Source organism: Pseudoalteromonas luteoviolacea, assembly GCF_001696455.1.
GTDB classification, from domain to species: domain Bacteria; phylum Pseudomonadota; class Gammaproteobacteria; order Enterobacterales; family Alteromonadaceae; genus Pseudoalteromonas; species Pseudoalteromonas luteoviolacea_C.
Window position 1 is genome coordinate 154,555 of sequence record NZ_MAUJ01000003.1, and the last position, 17,918, is coordinate 172,472.

The following is a 17,918-nucleotide window of genomic DNA, read 5'->3' on the forward strand; positions in this document are numbered from 1 at the left end:
CCTGACAGTGATCAACTACAGGGCGATTAACTTAGTTTCTGAGATGCATTTTATCGCAGCAAGTTTTCTAAGTGCTTTTCCAAATTCATAAGAGTTAGATTTTCGCTTGTACACATATCTAGAGTTAAAGAACTGCTCAGGTATTTTTCGCAGAGTATTAAGACGATAGCTTGGGTTGACAACGACGTCGAGCACCATACCAATGTCACCTTCATCCCACTCATAACCATAAATCGGGGTGATACCATGACGTAGATAGCGAGTCCAGGTCTCTTCTATCACGTCAGCCCAAATCACATACGCTTGAACAAAGTGCGTTGTTTTATCCCGCATTACATATATTTTTGCTCTTTCTATCGAATAGTCTATTAAACGAAAATCGTCGATGCTTGTCTCTAGGTTTAACCCGGCTCTAAAACGCATGATGTCGGCCAAAATCGTGTTTTTATCAAGTGTGCTGTTCATATAACACCCCCTCACTTAGCGTATTGACAACATTAAAATAGCGTAAAAATATATCCCGATGCGCATTGAAAAAAGGACATGTTATCCCTGCTCCATCCAATAAATGGTCAGAGCCATACTTTCCTTCACCCACCGTCCTTACCTTTAATGAAACGCCGTCAAAAATGATACAAAAGGACGCACATGCACTTTGGTAAATCACCTCTTTGGTACCGAATTCATCATCAAACACCCACATTGCGCTTTGGTTGTAAGCGTCAATTAAATTTTGAACTGGTTCAGCGGCAACATCTTCAAGTACACACGCCACATTGTTTTCAACGTGAGTTCTAAAATAGAGCGCCGTCAATAAATCCCGTTTCATTGCTTTAATAAAGCAAATCAATACAAACCCTTTAAATGTGACACACTTATTGTGTGCAAATTGGGCATACGCCGATTTGTAAAGCGCGCATTCGGTAGAGCTTTCATTCTGAAGTGCCGTACGAATAATCGATGCCAAAGGTGTTTTAAAGGTATGCGAACTTTCATTTCCTAAACTGCCAGTAAAGTAAACTCGGCTTTCTTTATTGAGTGCTTTTTTGAATTTGAACAATAGCTCATAAGCTTCGTCACTCAGCTCTACAGACTCAATCGCTTCCCTATCTAGCCCCAAAATATATGGTAAATGATAATCAACACTCATATCGAGGGAAGAGGTATAGTAGTCATGCAAAATGGACGTATCGAAAGTAACGTGGTTAAATTTAGCGTAGGTATCACATAGCTCTTGTGAGACTTCGAGTGCAATGGATGGCTCCTGATAAAAGGTTAAATTCGCGACGCGATAATTTCTGCCTCTATCAACAAATGTTGGCGTCACTAAATCTATCCAACGACCATCCATTAAGATGTTAGAAGGTGTCATTGCGCCATGGGTAATCCCAGCTACACGTGCAAAACCAAACTGCTCAGCACATCCTTGCAAAAATCCAGCTACAATCTCGAGAAACCCTTCAGCAGATCCACAGTCGTCTGCAAGCGATTTAATTACATGTCTAATACGCTGTAAATCAGACTCTAACACTTGCGCGTATTCAGGTTTGACTTTGAAAGTCGTCGCTCTCAAATAATGGGCTGGGCGCACGCTCTTTTCTCTGATAAATAACGCCCCGTGGGTTTTCTCCAGCTGTCCTTCTCTCGTTTCATCAAACTCAAAAGCGGTTTTAGCGCCTGTGCAAATCACACCATGAAAGTCAGCAACACCAACTGGCAATACATTTTTGAGCACTTCAGAGTAAACGGCTTCAACCAAAGCTTCACTCAAAGGCACAGTCCCGTGATTGTAGTTGCTTCCCTCCATTTCTCCAGCAAGCGGCGTCAGCCCAACGCCTTTTACTTGGTAGTCACCGTAATTCGCAGCCCTTGCGCCACCACCGTGATTGCTAATGCTGCGACCACCATAGCGCTCAAATTCAGGCTCAGAAAAGTCTAATTCAGCCAGTGATTTATTTTTATATATAACGAAACTCTCTGGTAACTCAACATGACTTAAAACAACACCTTCAACTTTAATAAAGTTGCTCATTGGCGACTTTCCTCAACAATGTTCATAAATGCTGCCGTATCTCGCATTCCCCACAGCCGTCCTTCTGAAATGGCTTCTTTCTCTGGCTTTCCAAGCAAAAAGTAGTGGTATATCGCGACTAAAATACCAATGCGATTTCCGGTTTGACAGTGCACAAAAGTGGACTGATTTGCACAAGACTGCAAAGTTGCCATTAATGCTTCTGCATTCGCAATGGTGATACCAGAAGCGCGGTCAAAACCAACGCACATATATTCCATGCCTAATCGTGATACTAAGGCTTGTTCATCACACGTTTGCTCGTATTCAGGAATACAATTTACAACTAAGCTGATTCCATAGGACTTCAACATGAACAAATCTCGTTCAGATGGTTGCGCTCCGACAATCAACTTATCGTGTATCACTTGGAAAAATCCGACGGGTAAGTCCGATCCCATAAGGTTTTGTAAGTTACTTTTCAAAACCTACCCCTTCACCGAAAACGGATGAAAAGATTGTCTAACTCCATCTGGGTATTTTCACTTACTAATGGATACATATTTTCAAACATAGTGAGAATATCGTCGTGATACATTTCAACAGTTTTATTTCTCGCCACGTCTAAGTCATTTGCAATAGTTAACTCACAAAAATCATTGAGTAACTCAGCTGGAAAAGGCGAACTTTTACCAGTAAAGCGGTCAAAAAAGACGATGGCTGACACTGTGCCAATTTGCGGTAGTACTCTTGGTTTATCGCAAGAACAAAATAGATATACGAGCTTTTCTGCGCGTGTACCTATCATATTCGCGACTTCAGACCTTTTTTCTACACCTAATAATTTAGAGCGCGTCGGATCCGAGCCGTATACAGCATGAAAAAGCCCTGCTAAACATAATTCTTCACGTAGCGCCCAACTTTTCAATAAGTGATAAGTACCAAGCAAGTGTTTAGTCAAAGTACCGTTAATGTGTTCAATTTCTGAGCCTAAGCTTTGTAGTTGCGCTACTCGCTCTTCCAAGTTGTCTTTTCTAATTTCCATTTTTTAAGTTCATCTTTAAAGTAGTATCTACACGGTTGGTGCTTTTCAGCCTCTTGCAGTAATTTTATGGCAGTATCTATATCAAAACGGTGATAGCGAAAGTACAGCGCTGCTTCACGGATATTTTGAATGTGAAAACGTGGTTCTGTGCTACCTCTAATTTCAGCAATGGGCTCAAACTTCGCTTCGTTTAAAACAACACCATATCGAGCTAAAAAACGAGTCAATTCATGCACACTGTTACTTGCATGGTTATAGGCAAAGTAATTTTCCTTATCGCCGAGTCGGCTCACCACTTTGTCATAATAGGTAAGGTAAAATTTGCGCCAATATTCGATTACTTTTTCTTCATCTAAGTGAAGTGACTGCATGGATTTAGGTAAATAACCATAACAATTTTTTCTTTGCTCTACCCATTCATCTATAGGTAGGTAATTGAAAATAAACAAAGCATGGGGCTCTTCTTCAACTAATTCCTCAAAAATCTGCTCATGCGTATAAATAAACTGCCCGCGCTCATTCTCGTGCTGAATTTGCGTAAAGAATTGACAAGATTCAAAGCCAGTTACAAGGGGCAAGCCATTCTGGAGATTATTTAAAGCCGTCGTAGAAAACCCATCTTCATCACCGAACGTACTGCAATATCCATTGGCTATAAAATATCGGTGCAGCCCAAGCCCACCACTTAAATCAAAACCTATGAGATATACTCTAGCGCTATTTTCCATTGTCACTTAAACACATCATTTCTTTTAAGCAAGTCATCTAAATACTGTGTATTTTCCATTTCAGATCGTAATAACGCTTTTTCGGCACCTTCAAAGTGTGCCAGCGCAGCTACTCGACCTTGCTTGTTGAAGTTCAAAGAAGTGTGATACTTTGCAAGAACCGGATCCGTGAACGCCTTACTAGGTGAAATAATTTTCCAGCCTTTACTTTTTATATGTGCCACCAAGTCGCCAATGAATAATGCCGCAAGTTCGTTTTCATGGAGCAATAAAACGTGCTTCACCTCTTTTTTAAGATATTGAGTTGCAATCTGATCATAAAACTCAATTGAACGCCAAATGGTGTCGACATAAACCTTTTTAAGATTGTCATAATTAATTGTTTGCTTGTTGTTGACCGCTTCCAATAATTTGCTATTGAGATACCAGTCAAAATTATCCACTGTGACGTAGCCAATCTGATACTCATATTCCTCTAACCCTATTTTAATTTGATCCCTTTTTTCTTTTGTTTCTCCGTAATGCAAAAACGGGAAGCGATGTAGTTTTAAAACATTGTTATAACCTTGAAGAATCGAATGAGATTGATCAAAATCTTGCAAATAGTCACTGCTGCTAGACTTATTAAGGGACATGTGTCGGTGACTGTGATGTCCCAAATGGAAACCAGCTCGGGTATATGCTTTTATTCTCTGCGCACCTTGCTCATCTTGAATATTTCCAGTGGTGACAAAAAACAAGGCGTCATCCACTTGTTGCCCTTGTAACCCCTGAATGATTCGGTGTGTTTTTTCTTCACCGCTCATCAAACTGCTACCCGGTAAGGGCGCATCATCAAAGGTGAGTGCTATTTCTTTACTTTCTGCAAAAACACAAAAAAGCAACCCGATCCACGTGCCGAGTAAAGCTTTCGCTTTCATAGCATTAAACCTCTATGGCCAGCGCTTCCAAGACCTGTTTATAAGGCCGTCTTTGCGCAAATCTATAATCCACTTCCGTCAACCAGTTAAAATTTTTGTTCTCAGTGTGCTTGCCCTTTACGATGCTTTGTATCCACGAATTTTCATGTGGCATAAGGGGGACGGAACGGTAAATAAGCAGAGAAAAATGCTCGGTTGAACAGGTGTTATGACTATGCACTTTATAGATATATAGATGGGGGGAAAACATTAAGGATAAATCCTGTTCTAGCGCTTGAAGCAACGGCGTATCTTCTCCACGATTTAAGCTCGGATACCTTATTCCGTTGTCATTAAGAAAATTTCTACAACAAAAAAGTGTTCCCTCCCACTCTCTATAAGGCGAGATGTATGCTTTGCCATTACTTTCATCAAACATTATCACGTTACTGAGCGCCACCGCTGCGACATTCAGTCGCCGTAACTCTGACAAGCTCACACTTAATCTATCAGGGTGGTAAGTGTCATCATCATCCCAAATGCAGATGTATTCACCCTGAGCTTGCTCAATTGATAAGTTTCTTAGATCTCCTAACGTGAGTTCATCTTTGTTATTTACTATGCAGGCTCTGACACTCGTATCTTCTGCTTGGATCGCCTCTACATATTCAACGGTTGGAAAGTCGTCATCACTACATACCACTACAAACTCTTTGTTTTTGTAGTTTTGATTTTTATAGTGGGCGTACGCATTTTTGAAATCATCTATCCTGTTGTTCGTCAAACATAAACAAGATACCTTTGGTTCTTCAATTACGTTAAAGTTTGTCATAATTTATCTCATCATGGTTTGAAACAGCGCTCACACTTTACACAAACGTCATACTGACTAATTTCATTTTTCTTATGTGCTTCTATAAAGTTTGTATATTTTTCACTAGCAAATACCTCTGACAATGGCTGCCTTCTTAAATTTCCAAATATCACGGATGAATTTGAATCAAAACAACACGGAATGATGTCCAGATCCCAAGTGACTTGTAGAATTCGTTTTCGAAATCCCCAAACCACTGAACACACGCCTTTTGTTTCGGGCTTGTTATAAGACCGACCGCCGCCATAGTTATGAATTACATTTTGCCTGAATACTTTAACTCCCTGTTCTTGAAGCCATATTGCAAGTTGTTCTTTTTTGCTTTCGACATAGCCAGGCTGAGTGATGTCATCATGCGTTGGAAATTCTCTGATCACTAACTCCAGTGTTGACCCCAATGCGTGAATGCGAGACATAATGCGTTCAATATTTTCTTTAACTCGCTCAAACTTATTAACACCATGAGATGCCTTGTATGAAGCAGCATCAACACCATAAAAACTGACCTCAATGGTACCCAGTCCACTCATCACAATTTCGTCAATTGTGTTATCTTTTAATGGCACACCTAAAGTAGAGATGATCCTAGAATGAGACTCCGGCCACACCTGTCTGATGAGGCTCGCTTTTTGCGCTAAAGTTCTATCAAGCAAAGGCTCACCAAAACCATGTAAATCTACTCTCCCTGTGTATCTCCCTACTCTGTCCAATACAAGCGCCAAATCCTCAATACTCATAAAACCACGGTCGCGAGTAAGCTCTTCCCTAGGACAAAAAAAGCACTTGTATCCACAGTGGTTTGTATTTTCGATTCTAATTTCTTCGTAGTTATTGGCTTCTAAATCGGCACTTATTTCTGCTAACACAAACACACCTCTCTACAAACATGTTTAAAATCATCAAATAAAGTGCCATAGAGATTATGGCTTTCATGTTTTTGAGAGAAAAGCTGTCGATTTTCCAATCTCATTTGAGAGACAGAATCACAGTGGTAATTTCTAGTTCTTACTTCATCAGAATGGCTCAAATGAATAGCATGAGCTATTTTACGGGGCTCAACGTCGATATATTCAAGCCGCTTTAAGAAATCGACATCTTCCATACCCCATCCAAGGTAGTCGCTCGAGTAGCCAGCTACTTTTTTGAAGTGTGCAGACTTTAACAAGCAAATCCCAGGGCCCTTTCTTACTTCGCCATTGTCTGATTCAATAACAAACTCTGGTGAGAATACACACTCTATAAATTGATTCGTTGTCCAAACATCAAAAGCAATTTCAAAAAATGCTTTATCTAATAATACATCTGCGTCACAGATTAACACATACTCATTCACGACAAGTTCATAGCCTATATTGATCGCGATGGACTTATTGAAATACGCTTGTTCAGTAACAAAGATATATGAAAGATCAACGTGATTATTAAGTTCTTCAATTTGCTTGAAATTCATAGAAGGAGAGGATTTATCGAAATCAACGATAATGATTTTCCCAAAAAAATCTCCCAAGGAGATAAGGTGGTTGATGACTTTTTCAACCTCTTTCTTATTTGTGGCCGGTATAATAACGTCAATCATGAGTCACGGCCTTAATGTATCAATAAAGGAAGAAAATTTTTCACTGGAATGATTATAATTAAATATAACGCTATCAAGTGGGCAACCCCTTTCATCAGTTCTAGAGTCAAGTAAACATGCATATAACTCATCTCTAGATCTTGTAACTGGTATGCCTAAGCGCTCATATACTTCAAACCTAAAGGGTTTATTCTCTGTCGGTTGGTACGACACCGTTTTTTTACCCATTTTTTGGGCAATGATTAAAGTTGTGGAGTATGTACTTACAACCACATCACATGAAGATATAAAATCTATTATTGACGCATCTGTATGACTAGTTATCTCACAACTTACTGAGTTAGAGACTAGATGGTCATACTTACTTGAGCTGTGTTCTTTGGGGTGTTTTCTAATGACCATGTCCATATTTAATTGCTCACTTAAGCGGAGCAAGTCTTCTGCGACTTCCGTTTCAACATAACCATAATCGCTTCCCCAGTTTTTGAAATCATTTTTATTTGGAACAGTTAAGTAACCTATTTTTTTACTGTGATTGCATTTATTTACTTTATTAAAGTCTTTAAATAAACTATCTAAATATAAACTCCCTAAAGAAACAATTTTACTTTTCGGTATCCCTATATTTAAAAGGTTTTCATATGTGAGTAAGTCAGATACACAAATGTGGTCAGGTAAGTGCAAAATGCCTTGAAACATGAACTTTTTTGCATCTCCTGAAATATCCTGAAGCAAAACAACTGATTGAGCACCGGCATCCTTTGCTTCTCTAAAGATTCCTCTCTCTTTATCGCCCGGCCACATCATCCCGGTGATGACGATATCTCCTTCCTTCAGGCCAATACCGTTTGAAATATCATATTCTTTAAGTGAAGATGAAATAAAGTCGCTTGATAAAGTAGGGAGTATACCGTCCGTCAACAGCACAATGTCTAATTCAGGGAATTTACTTTTAAGTTCATCAGCTGCTATTAACAATGTCTCAGCCGCAAGATTACCTGTAACAAAAAAATAAACTTTCATTGTATCGTCCATAAATCATTTAGACTTTAGCTATAAATAGAAATTTTCTATAGATAGTAAGATTATCTAAATTATATTCTATGAGTATTTATTTATATAGATAACGGAAAACTGCATGACTAAACGAGGGTCTAAATAGGCTTAACCAGTCTTTAATACAGCGAGTTAAGCCCCATGCTTCATAACGTGTATTAATGAATTGCGTTAAACTCTGACGCATCGACACGTGCAGCGCGGTAGTTTTGGTTAGCAACGTCACCACCAACGACTTTTTTAAGTTCAACTAAGTTGATTTTTTTAACTTTAAGGTTCTTCTTGTGCTTCATTTCAATATCCTTGTACATGCATTTGTTAACATCAGCTTTAAAATTATACAAAACAAAATACACAGTCAACACAAATTTAAATTTAGCAACAGTTAAAGCTCAGAGGTAAAGAAAAGTAAAAGAAATAAACACTTTCACAATCGACATTAATTATCAATTGCATTTAAATGCTGTGACTCTATATCTCTCATGTTCACCCGTAATATTAATAAAGTAAAAAATAAGATAATAAAATCAGATAGATAAGAAATAGTGCCACTTCAAACAATCAGACTTCAAAAAACGAACATACTGGCAAAAAAGAAAAACTCGAACGAACTATCTCTTGAGAAGGTACCAAAGCAGGTATAAATGAAAAAATGTTATCCAAGCGACATGAAAAGTGGCATCGTTTATCTGTGTAAGCCCCATCACACGATATGACGAGGCTCCTATAAAACCCGTTAGTTTGCTCTGAAGTATAGAGGAGGGCTAAAAGGTTTAAGCTCTTTCGCTTCAACAACTTGCCCATTTTCCAGCATTCTGTTTACCGAAGGCAGTAAGGACTCTTCTTTGCCATTCATTCTGAATGCAACTGCTACTTCATTACCTTTAGTACCAACATCCAAGCATTGCTTTACTTCTAAGGTATTGCTGTCTCCACGCCACTCACACTTAAGCAGTACTTCTTCAGCCCCATCAATTATGCGCCTTTCAGGAAACGGCCTAAAGTAAACTGGATCTACATCACATGCATCCGATGATGGTTCATTGACTACAGCAACTCCACCATCAAAAAGATTGAGCGCTAATTTGTTAAAATGCAATATACAAGACGCCGAATTATTAGCCTGCAACTTAGTGGCAATGTGCACAGGTTTTTGTTGGTTATCTACATCAATGCACATGAGTTGATGGGTGTTATTTTGGTTCTGCTCCCAGTTACAATCCATCAATGCCTCCTCAATTCCATCAACGATTCTTGTTTTAGGAGCCGGTATAAAGGATACTGAATGACCATAGCAGGCTGATGTTGAACCAGTTATTTGCACACTACCTTTTAGCTCTGTGCGATATCCGTCTAGTCTGTTTACATTACAAATGCCATAGCTAGGAATGAATGCTCTGTTTGCAACTAAAATGTCAGGAGCTGCTGCATCTACAGGGTTATTACAATATTGCTTTCGAAGTACCAAGGTCATTTTGGTTCGTGATTTGCCAATGACATGACATTGGTTCTGCATTTTGCGCATAAGCAAATGAAGTAGAAGCGCCAAGCATCAAAGTAATTATTTTTAGTGTTTTATTTAGTTTAAATTTCATACTAATTATCCTTTTTAGTAATTATTTTTAAGAAAATGCTTAAAACAATGCTAACAACATAAAAACAAAAGATAAATAGGCCATAACAGTTACTTACAACAAATTACCTGACACTAAAGTTTCTATTGTATGAGTTTTTTAATATACACATTAAAAAACAAATTTAATTTGTACTTTTTTATAAACCAGCATCCATATTATAAAATTCATTTTTCATTTTTTGGCACTCACCATCGAGACCAAAAAATCATCTATGAATTTTAATATTGTTTAATCATCATAAACCATGGGAGAGTCATACCCTCTGGTTCTATTGCACTTAACTTCGAGGGATTGCATTTTTATTGGCTAATAAAAAATGACACCGACTGAGAGGAAGGTAAAAACAACAATTTAACGTAAAATTTTACGTCAACTAGAGTAAGCGAACAGCCATTTAGAGAGGATTTATTTTTCTTACTAGTTAGAGCATTCAAGCAAGCTTATGCCTAAAGCCCTATACACTTATATCTTAACCCAAATTAATTCAAAGTTTACTAATAGTATATTGCATCTGAAGAGTGATAAATCACTCTTCAACTTACCTTAAAAATTAGTAAGGCTTACACGGATCTTCTGGGAAACAGCCTGAATTAGACCAGCCACCGCCTATTTTTTTGGTCTGATCTTGGCAAAGAATATCTTTTGCTTGAAGTTCTCTAAGTTTCGTTTTCTTTAACTTAAGTTTTATTTTCATTTTAATTTCCTTTTCATATTAAAAAGCCGAATTAATTATTACACCAAAAGACAATCAAATGAAACAAAAAATATTATATTATTCATAACCTCATAAAAAAACCTATAAAGCCATTGATTTTATTGCCATTTATTTTCTTGGTAAGATTGAATACTTTCACCTAGAACAAAACCTAGTCGATACCAGACTCTAATTTTAATTAAATCCCGATTACAGGTAAAAACCATTAATTTAAGCCACTTTACGACATCAATATGTTCTTAATCCTTGCAGGTTAATCACCGAAAAATCCTTCATAGGCATTACTAAAAGTCACTTGTTCCTAGTACATAGCTTTTAGAAAGCATAATACTAGAAACAAGTTTTTATAAATCAGCCAACTAGCTCACCGTAATAGTTGGGTCCCACTGATAATAGCCCAATAAAGATTGACTTTGTCCATCTGCATCTAGCGTATATAACGCAAACTGTACCTGAAAATTCTCAGTACCAGAGTTTCTTACTTTAGAATCTAATGTTATAAAGTTAGTGCTCACATGTGCAGCCGGCAGACCGTTATTACTACTAGAGTCGACATTTGGTACAGCGGCTTCGGTTCTATTTACGCTATTTGCAACAAACTTATTAAAGACCTGAGCACCACTATACTGCTTAATGCCATACACAATAACTGCATCATCGGCATTGGCATAAATAGATGTGCCAGTAAAAGATACACTGTCCCCAGCATTTGCTTTAAAATTAAGATCGGCAGTGCCCTGTCCACTCACAATGCCCCTTGGGTCGTTCGCTATCATAAACTCACTATTGTGGTTTATTGGTGTCGGGTTGTTCTGATCTTTGCTTGGGTGTGGGTAATGTGCTTTTACATATTCTGTATCGATTACTATTAATACATTTATATCAACAGCTGAAGCGTTTAAATTTGACATGATATTTCTCGATAAATTACTAATTCCATTAGAAAAGCAGTCTGTTCTCGCCAACTCCATAATATAAGGCAACAAACCACTCATGCTGTAAATGACAAAGCGACATACTCAACATTCAGGAAAATAATCCGCCCTGGCACTATCGTTTATCATTTCATACTAAAAAATAGCGCGATCCACTCTAATAGTTATTACAATTTATTACATGTAATCAATATCACAAAAATTATAAAAAACCCATTTTGTTTATTAGTTAATATATTTGGGAATTCACTTTATGAGAAAGTAATGTCTTAGTCAGCTATAAAATCTAAATTTTATATTTAAAACATATACTTAATCTTTTTGAAAAAATTGACCCGGTACTCAAAGCTGTCTTTCATCAGTGCTGTTAATTTGTTAATTATAACAATGTTTCGAGCGTGAACCTCGATAGTTCGCTGGTAGTAGCTAACTTATTCAGATCGACCAGCTATTCAATAAGCGCAAGATGTTTGGCTGAGTAATGCGTGTTTCTAGAGCCAAAGCCAAGCTGGCTTTAGTCAAAAAAACAATCTACACAATGATTAATAAGGGAGCTTTCAGGCGTGCTCTACCATTTAAAATGTTTTGCAAATGACAGGAATAACGTTGCATAAATACATAGGGTTTTTGTCTTTCAGCTATAATTAAAGCACCAAAGCGATCCTGTGGTAGTTGAGTATGCCAGCTTCTCCAAGTTATGAGTCAATATGCCTCCCTATAGAGTTTATGAATGCGCTCTCTCGCTCACAGGATTTAAGTGAAACTTTAAACCTAATCTCTTATTGGCTACCTAAGATTATTGAATCTGATCGTGCCAGTGTTTGCTTAGGAAATAGGCCTGACAATACATTAGAGGTTTATGCTCTATTTGGTAACACTGCCATCAAAGCAAAGACAATCTTACCAGTCAACGGAACAATGGTTGGCAGAGTTTTCCAAAATCAAAAACTTGAGATACAAAATAACATGAGTGAATCTGAAGATTTAGACTGTATCCGATTGCGCGAAGGTGGGATACACTCATGTATTGATGCTCCGCTACAAAAATTAGGTAATTGTTTTGGCACACTAAACATTGGTAGATTAGCCGAAAATGCATACCAGCCTCGCGATGCAATCATGCTTGAATGTATTGCAAATTGGTTAGCAAACTACCTGCACTCACAAATGGAAATATCAGTTCAAAAAAAGCGTGCCGAAACAGATCCATTAACCGAAACAAGCAATAGGCGTAGCTTAACTACAGTAGGAAACGAGATGTTTGTTAAATGGAAGCATGAACATCAATCCTTTTCTATGATCATGATAGATATAGATAATTTTAAAGGCATAAATGATATTTACGGTCATAATGCTGGCGACCAAGTGTTGGTCCATTTTAGCCGTGCAGTGAGTAATGTGATCAGAAAATCCGATCTCTTTTTTAGAATTGGTGGAGAAGAGTTTGTCATTTTAGCTAGAGACAGCGGCGCATCTATTTCCAAGCATGCAGAGCGGATCCGTAAAACCATTGAGCAAATGACTGTTGAATATAACAATCAGACCATTAATATCACGATTAGTTGTGGTGTCACTACTGTACATGATGAAGATGATTCGCTTGAGTGTGTGTATTGCAGGGCAGACCAAGCGCTTTATCAATCAAAGATGAATGGCCGTAACATGACAACTGTCGTGCAAGCACACAGCTGAAACTCTGTTTCCCGCCACTTTTCAACGCATGAACTCTCTTTCAATTTAAGCAAGAAGTAGGGGTCAATATCCTATACAGATTTTTATATTATGAATTTTACTATACAAAACAAAGCATAAGCTCATTTTTTAAGCTATATTGGAGTGCGTTAGTTAGTATCGGTAAATCTTTTTTAGCTTTTACCTTACTTGATAATCAACACACCTCCTAAGTCAGAGTTTACAAATACCAATCATTACCTAGGCTATCCCTGCTTTTGTAGGTGTTAATTTTAGGGCTCCTTATCCCATAACCCTTCATTTTTAAGGTTTTGAATAAGTGCATGCTGCCAAGCACAGTGTTCTCTATTTAAAGTGGTTAAGTAATTTTCCAATTGTTTAGAAGCTTTATAATTTCCGCTGTATTTTGCATGAAGTAGCATGATCAAACTCACCCCACACTGGTCAGGCTCGTAATCAATTAAATCTATGTACTTGATAACATCAGATACGTCATATGATGCGCTTCGCAATAATTGAAAAACCTGCTTATGGTTCTCATCGGTAGCCGACTCTATTGCTAAATCTATATACTTACTATTTTGAATGCCTTTCCCAAAAAATAGCACATGGGACATAGCAAAATTAAGCCCTAAGTGACATAACCCCTTCTCTTGCTTTATGTCTTCTACTTTTTGGTTTAACTGGTCTCGTCTACTCAGCCACTGCTCCCAAGTTGCGCCTGTCGCCACCTCAGGAAAGTGATATGCCATTTCAGCCAGTGTACTTGCGGAGAAGACACCTGAACATAAATAACTAGTTCCCGTATTGTAAGTGCGTTTGTGCCATAGAATTGATGCATTTATATCGATAGATAGCCCATTCTCACCAGTAAACCGATGGCTAGCCATAATATTCATACAGCCAGCATGCTCGAGAGACGCACATTTCTCCCAGTATTTATATGCTAAAACAGGGTACTTAAGTAAATGAATTGCTATATGGCCTGCGGTATACATCAGTCCTTTAGTATCTCCGCCAGGGTCTTTTCGAATAACAAAGTCAAGATCTTCGATTGCTTGCTCCGCTTGACAGGTATCTACTTTTTCGCCTGAGTGCAGCCGGACAAAATTGATCTTTTTAATACTAAGTGCCCGCGCAGCTCTGGCCAAAAGCAGATCTTTTTCACTCAATTGATACGTTTCCATCAGCTCAGTTAGCGTATTGACTGCTTTTTCAGACTTCACGATATCAATAGCTCCTTCATCGAGCTCATACATAGTATGTTGCCTCAAATAATCCAGACTTTGATTCGCTTCATCCAGCAGTGTTTTAGCCAGCACAGAACTGCTGGCTAAAAAAAACAAACCGACCCACACAATCTTAAAAGAGGTTAACTTCATTCCATTCTTTTTTTTATATATTGACGCTATCTAACCTTTTGTCGGGATAGTAACAAAATAAAACACCATAAACCCCCGTCGCTTTATTCGCACGGAAGCTCAGAGCAGCTCAAAACCATCAGAAGACGATCTTTTATGTGATTTATTATCACCTTTCTATCTTTAAACCTTTATGGTGTAGCCTTACTAAGGCAAAAAGTGGGGCTCCCTAATGCCACCCCAAATAATATAAAGCCTGCACCGATTTTCTTCCTTAGATTGAGTCATTTATTTCTACCAGCGTCGAAAACCAAGGCGCTTTATTTGCTAAAGCAGTCCCGAACCTATGTGCACTACGGATCACTTTTAGTTCATCACATGCTACAAATGGACAATAGCCTCTTGTACTGTATACCTGCCAAGAAACCAGATATATACATATTTTGTAAACTGGGCATTCTTTTCTCTCAAAGTCTGATGATCCACATAATTTATCCACCCTGTGAGTGATGGTTTTTGTATCTATTTATTATTCAAAATTGATAAAAGCGAATACAGCACATGATATGAGCAGGTTTCTATTGCCTGCCCTTCAGGGGTTATGCTTTTTCATTGCCTCGAAAAGAAAAGTAAAAGCCAAGTAAGACGAGAAAAAAAGAATCGTGCAAACGGTCGTGGATACACCTTTATTTTCTTCTAAGTAGTAAGCATAGTAAAATGCCTGACCACAGCCTCCATAAATAACCAATAGTATGGAATATAGCTCTGAATATTTTTAAAAAAAACGGGTCTCAAAAAAACCTTGTAAGTAAAAGCCAAAATTAACAGATCAACCAACATTAATAGTAAGAAATTTACACCACCATAGAAGAAATCAACAAAAAAATTAGAAATCGAATAAATAACAAAATATATAATCACTAAAACAGTAGCTTTGCTTATTACTAGCGACCTTTCTAGGTCCTCACCCTCTGTGTTCATCGTCACCTCTATTGGGTCTATAAACTAACAACTGGGCGCTATCTGTAGAGCGAGTGAATTCGCTTTTAACATGTTCGAAAAAGTCCCTATTTTTAGATGCTCACCATGTCACTATACCTAGGCATTATGAACCTATATAAAAACATTCACCCTATTCCCTACTGAAATAACACTAAATCAATAAAGGGACTTTAGCCCTTAAATCATCCCCTTAGAAAAAGCCAATTACTTATACATTAGCGAAACTCTAACCCAAACCATATCCAGTTGATATATATAGAAATTTACAATAAATTAGTTTCACCGACTGAGATTGGCATGACATTTTAGCAATAAAGAGCGCTCTCCCCTACCATAAAGTGCATTATGGGCCAAAAGCTAGTTTTTTGATTGGATTTCTTGAAATAAATCTTCATATTTTAGTCACTATATTTAGAATATTGCAGGATAAACCTGACTCTAAGTAATGTCGTTTGACAAAGGTTTTATATTTCGCGTCACTCCTTTAAAGTAATCACCCAACACAAAGGAACATTAAGTCAAATCGTCTCGCTTAGAATTCGATAAACAAGCAAAAAACCTTACTCGCTATCAGAGATAGCAAGTAAGGCCGTTAACGTCATTTTAGCGGTCTGATTGTTGAATCAGTGACTCCACATATTGTGTCGCAGCTCGCTTGACCGCATCGACATTATTTATAATGTCCTCTCGTGTCGGCGACACCTGAATATCTGGTTGTACGCCAACACCAATTAACTTGCTGCCATCAGCCTGTCGAGCTTCAGCACCTGTAAAGCGGATCCGCAGCATCTTTGGGCCACCGCCAGAAAAGTATAGATTTGTGACGTCACCATTTATACCCATTGTTACTTCACCGACAATAGGTACGTTGGCATTTTGGAAATGGGCTAATGTTAACTCATTGTGACTTATACTATATTTGTTGCTCATCACAACTACTGGCATGTCGAGCACTTTTTTCGATCCCCGTATGGATAAGTCATAACTTTGTACATACCTTTGCTCATAATCTGGGTGATTGGAAACACGCAAATTAAATACAGGTCCTGCGCTTATCCCATCATGGATGGCATCTATAAATTGTACCCAAACCCTCGAGTCATCGGGGTAAGATCGCAAGTCAGCGACAATGCCACTGGCTCCCTTGAGCTTTTCTATTAACCCGGGAATATCTTCATAAGTTGTTTTGCTTAAATTTATGTAATGGATATTATTTTCTAAAACCTGATAGGTCGGCTGCGAAGCATGAATATAGCGGTCGACGCCGTTGTAAAAGCTATTAAAAATGTATTTATCTGTTGGCAGTTGGATTGAAGACAATTGATTATCTTTATTTTTAATGTCGATAGTCACAGAATCTGTTTCTTGGGCTTTACTCAGTATCTGCGAGCCCAATATAATACTTTTAGCAACATGAGTTGATACGAGTGAGTATGGTATTTTTTCTTCGATTAGCGTGTCGATACTTCGGCCATCAACAGCGATGAGCTCATCACCAATTTCTAGACCAGCGACACTATCTCCTTTGTATACCAATATCGGCTTGTCATCTACCATTTCAAAGCTGACGTCTGGCCCATGAAACTCACTGGGGATATGCGTCGAATACATGATTAAGTGATTATCTTGTAACTTAGTGAGTGAATATTTAAGTACATCACCAATCTTTTGACCATCCTGAGTAAGACATACATTCAATAGTGGCCTCAGTTCAGACTTCCAATCGACAGGGACATGATGAAAGTACTGATAAAAATGTTCCATTACTCCCCAAACTTTACTCATTGCACTAAAGCAAAAAAATGGATTTTCAAGAGAGTAAGGGATACTAATATTATCAGGGGATTTAAATGCTACACCATCTTTAGCAGACATATTTGCGGTAAGTAACATGGGAATTCGTACGTATACCCCATTGAGCTGCGTATAGTATATTTGTTGTTGAGGTAGCCAAGGCGTCGTATGTAACTGACCATAGTTTATATTACTTATATACCGAGTATAGAGATGGTGTTCTTCTCCTGGGTAACCATAATTTAACCACCCCACCACTTCGCTATCGCTGGTCAACCTTTCTGGTTCTGTGAGATAATCATTAAATGTAACATGCGGAGCCACTTCACCAAATAAATGCTCAAGCTGCGATGAAAAGCTCTGTGATGGGTTATTTTTAATATAATGCGAACCATATTTTAAGAATACTTCCCAGTCCGTATTTTTAACTGCATCGCTAGGATAGTAGTACTCAACAATATTAGATATCTTGGAAAAAGCTTCTATTCTATCGAGTGGATAGTCATCAAGTTTATCGTTACTTGCACTAACGACTGCCGTATTGATAAGAAGCGCTGGAAGTATAGCCTTTACTTTCTTGTTCATAAAATTTC

The 17,918-nt window shown here is 38.0% G+C and carries 18 protein-coding genes; 1 reads left to right on the forward strand and 17 read right to left on the reverse strand.

The genetic code is table 11. The annotated features are described in order from the left end of the window. Positions 1-15: 15 nt before the first annotated feature. The 15 genes from A7985_RS11480 to A7985_RS11535 form a co-directional block, all read right to left on the reverse strand. Positions 16-465 carry a hypothetical protein gene (locus tag A7985_RS11480; RefSeq protein ID WP_065790608.1) on the reverse strand — a complete coding sequence of 150 codons (450 nt, stop codon included), beginning with the start codon at positions 463-465 and terminating at the stop codon, positions 16-18. Further along, the gene (locus A7985_RS11485) at positions 449-2,032 is read right to left on the reverse strand and encodes a hypothetical protein (RefSeq protein ID WP_065790609.1); all 1,584 of its coding nucleotides are present in this window, start codon (positions 2,030-2,032) and stop codon (positions 449-451) included. Before A7985_RS11485 ends, A7985_RS11480 begins: the two co-directional genes overlap by 17 nt. Beyond that, positions 2,029-2,496, reverse strand: a complete 468-nt coding sequence (locus A7985_RS11490; protein ID WP_065790610.1) for a beta-lactamase hydrolase domain-containing protein — start codon at positions 2,494-2,496, stop codon at positions 2,029-2,031. Before A7985_RS11490 ends, A7985_RS11485 begins: the two co-directional genes overlap by 4 nt. A gap of 11 nt (positions 2,497-2,507) precedes the next feature. Beyond that, positions 2,508-3,056, reverse strand: a complete 549-nt coding sequence (locus A7985_RS11495) for a DUF6817 domain-containing protein (RefSeq protein WP_065790611.1) — start codon at positions 3,054-3,056, stop codon at positions 2,508-2,510. Continuing rightward, a complete protein-coding gene (locus A7985_RS11500; RefSeq protein ID WP_065790612.1) occupies positions 3,020-3,784 on the reverse strand; it encodes a hypothetical protein in 765 nt (254 codons plus the stop codon). The genes A7985_RS11495 and A7985_RS11500 overlap by 37 nt, the downstream gene beginning before the upstream one ends. Positions 3,785-3,786: 2 nt before the next feature. Beyond that, positions 3,787-4,704 (reverse strand): polysaccharide deacetylase family protein, encoded by a 918-nt coding sequence (locus A7985_RS11505; protein WP_065790613.1) that lies wholly within the window; start codon positions 4,702-4,704, stop codon positions 3,787-3,789. Between the two features lie 4 nt (positions 4,705-4,708). Next, positions 4,709-5,515: a glycosyltransferase family 2 protein gene (locus tag A7985_RS11510; protein ID WP_065790614.1), complete on the reverse strand. Its 807-nt coding sequence runs from the start codon at positions 5,513-5,515 to the stop codon at positions 4,709-4,711. An 11-nt stretch (positions 5,516-5,526) separates the two neighbouring features. Then, positions 5,527-6,423 (reverse strand): radical SAM/SPASM domain-containing protein, encoded by an 897-nt coding sequence (locus A7985_RS11515; protein WP_065790615.1) that lies wholly within the window; start codon positions 6,421-6,423, stop codon positions 5,527-5,529. Beyond that, on the reverse strand, positions 6,417-7,133 hold the full coding sequence (locus A7985_RS11520; RefSeq protein WP_065790616.1) for a glycosyltransferase family A protein: 717 nt from the start codon (positions 7,131-7,133) through the stop codon (positions 6,417-6,419). The genes A7985_RS11515 and A7985_RS11520 overlap by 7 nt, the downstream gene beginning before the upstream one ends. 3 nt (positions 7,134-7,136) lie before the next feature. Further along, positions 7,137-8,156, reverse strand: a complete 1,020-nt coding sequence (locus tag A7985_RS11525) for a hypothetical protein (RefSeq protein ID WP_065790617.1) — start codon at positions 8,154-8,156, stop codon at positions 7,137-7,139. Between the two features lie 191 nt (positions 8,157-8,347). Further along, on the reverse strand, positions 8,348-8,482 hold the full coding sequence (locus tag A7985_RS26915; RefSeq protein ID WP_256096746.1) for a hypothetical protein: 135 nt from the start codon (positions 8,480-8,482) through the stop codon (positions 8,348-8,350). A 443-nt stretch (positions 8,483-8,925) separates the two neighbouring features. Next, entirely contained in the window at positions 8,926-9,663 is a 738-nt protein-coding gene (locus tag A7985_RS11530; RefSeq protein ID WP_141685336.1) for a hypothetical protein, read from the reverse strand. Further along, complete coding sequence (locus A7985_RS26485) at positions 9,632-9,784, reverse strand: hypothetical protein (RefSeq protein WP_176716733.1); 153 nt, start codon at positions 9,782-9,784, stop codon at positions 9,632-9,634. Before A7985_RS26485 ends, A7985_RS11530 begins: the two co-directional genes overlap by 32 nt. 592 nt (positions 9,785-10,376) lie before the next feature. Beyond that, a complete protein-coding gene (locus tag A7985_RS26490) occupies positions 10,377-10,520 on the reverse strand; it encodes a hypothetical protein (protein ID WP_176716734.1) in 144 nt (47 codons plus the stop codon). Between the two features lie 380 nt (positions 10,521-10,900). Beyond that, complete coding sequence (locus A7985_RS11535; protein WP_065790619.1) at positions 10,901-11,452, reverse strand: inclusion body family protein; 552 nt, start codon at positions 11,450-11,452, stop codon at positions 10,901-10,903. Positions 11,453-12,154: 702 nt separating this feature from the next. Between A7985_RS11535 and A7985_RS11540 the strand changes: the two genes are divergently transcribed. Beyond that, positions 12,155-13,168, forward strand: a complete 1,014-nt coding sequence (locus tag A7985_RS11540; RefSeq protein WP_081310530.1) for a sensor domain-containing diguanylate cyclase — start codon at positions 12,155-12,157, stop codon at positions 13,166-13,168. Positions 13,169-13,440: 272 nt separating this feature from the next. Here A7985_RS11540 and A7985_RS11545 read toward each other — a convergent pair whose 3' ends face one another. Next, on the reverse strand, positions 13,441-14,550 hold the full coding sequence (locus A7985_RS11545) for a hypothetical protein (protein WP_065790621.1): 1,110 nt from the start codon (positions 14,548-14,550) through the stop codon (positions 13,441-13,443). A gap of 1,584 nt (positions 14,551-16,134) precedes the next feature. Then, complete coding sequence (locus A7985_RS11555) at positions 16,135-17,910, reverse strand: S41 family peptidase (protein WP_065790623.1); 1,776 nt, start codon at positions 17,908-17,910, stop codon at positions 16,135-16,137. Positions 17,911-17,918 lie beyond the last annotated feature (8 nt).

What these genes read in the sequence shown, in the direction of transcription:
- A7985_RS11480 (WP_065790608.1), bottom strand. Translation starts at nt 465, where the DNA reads ATGAACAGCACACTTGATAAAAACACGATTTTGGCCGACATCATGCGT.
- A7985_RS11485 (WP_065790609.1), bottom strand. Translation starts at nt 2,032, where the DNA reads ATGAGCAACTTTATTAAAGTTGAAGGTGTTGTTTTAAGTCATGTTGAG.
- A7985_RS11495 (WP_065790611.1), bottom strand. Translation starts at nt 3,056, where the DNA reads ATGGAAATTAGAAAAGACAACTTGGAAGAGCGAGTAGCGCAACTACAA.
- A7985_RS11500 (WP_065790612.1), bottom strand. Translation starts at nt 3,784, where the DNA reads ATGGAAAATAGCGCTAGAGTATATCTCATAGGTTTTGATTTAAGTGGT.
- A7985_RS11505 (WP_065790613.1), bottom strand. Translation starts at nt 4,704, where the DNA reads ATGAAAGCGAAAGCTTTACTCGGCACGTGGATCGGGTTGCTTTTTTGT.
- A7985_RS11510 (WP_065790614.1), bottom strand. Translation starts at nt 5,515, where the DNA reads ATGACAAACTTTAACGTAATTGAAGAACCAAAGGTATCTTGTTTATGT.
- A7985_RS11520 (WP_065790616.1), bottom strand. Translation starts at nt 7,133, where the DNA reads ATGATTGACGTTATTATACCGGCCACAAATAAGAAAGAGGTTGAAAAA.
- A7985_RS11525 (WP_065790617.1), bottom strand. Translation starts at nt 8,156, where the DNA reads ATGAAAGTTTATTTTTTTGTTACAGGTAATCTTGCGGCTGAGACATTG.
- A7985_RS26915 (WP_256096746.1), bottom strand. Translation starts at nt 8,482, where the DNA reads ATGAAGCACAAGAAGAACCTTAAAGTTAAAAAAATCAACTTAGTTGAA.
- A7985_RS11530 (WP_141685336.1), bottom strand. Translation starts at nt 9,663, where the DNA reads ATGACCTTGGTACTTCGAAAGCAATATTGTAATAACCCTGTAGATGCA.
- A7985_RS26485 (WP_176716733.1), bottom strand. Translation starts at nt 9,784, where the DNA reads ATGAAATTTAAACTAAATAAAACACTAAAAATAATTACTTTGATGCTT.
- A7985_RS26490 (WP_176716734.1), bottom strand. Translation starts at nt 10,520, where the DNA reads ATGAAAATAAAACTTAAGTTAAAGAAAACGAAACTTAGAGAACTTCAA.
- A7985_RS11535 (WP_065790619.1), bottom strand. Translation starts at nt 11,452, where the DNA reads ATGTCAAATTTAAACGCTTCAGCTGTTGATATAAATGTATTAATAGTA.
- A7985_RS11540 (WP_081310530.1), top strand. Translation starts at nt 12,155, where the DNA reads ATGCCAGCTTCTCCAAGTTATGAGTCAATATGCCTCCCTATAGAGTTT.
- A7985_RS11545 (WP_065790621.1), bottom strand. Translation starts at nt 14,550, where the DNA reads ATGAAGTTAACCTCTTTTAAGATTGTGTGGGTCGGTTTGTTTTTTTTA.
- A7985_RS11555 (WP_065790623.1), bottom strand. Translation starts at nt 17,910, where the DNA reads ATGAACAAGAAAGTAAAGGCTATACTTCCAGCGCTTCTTATCAATACG.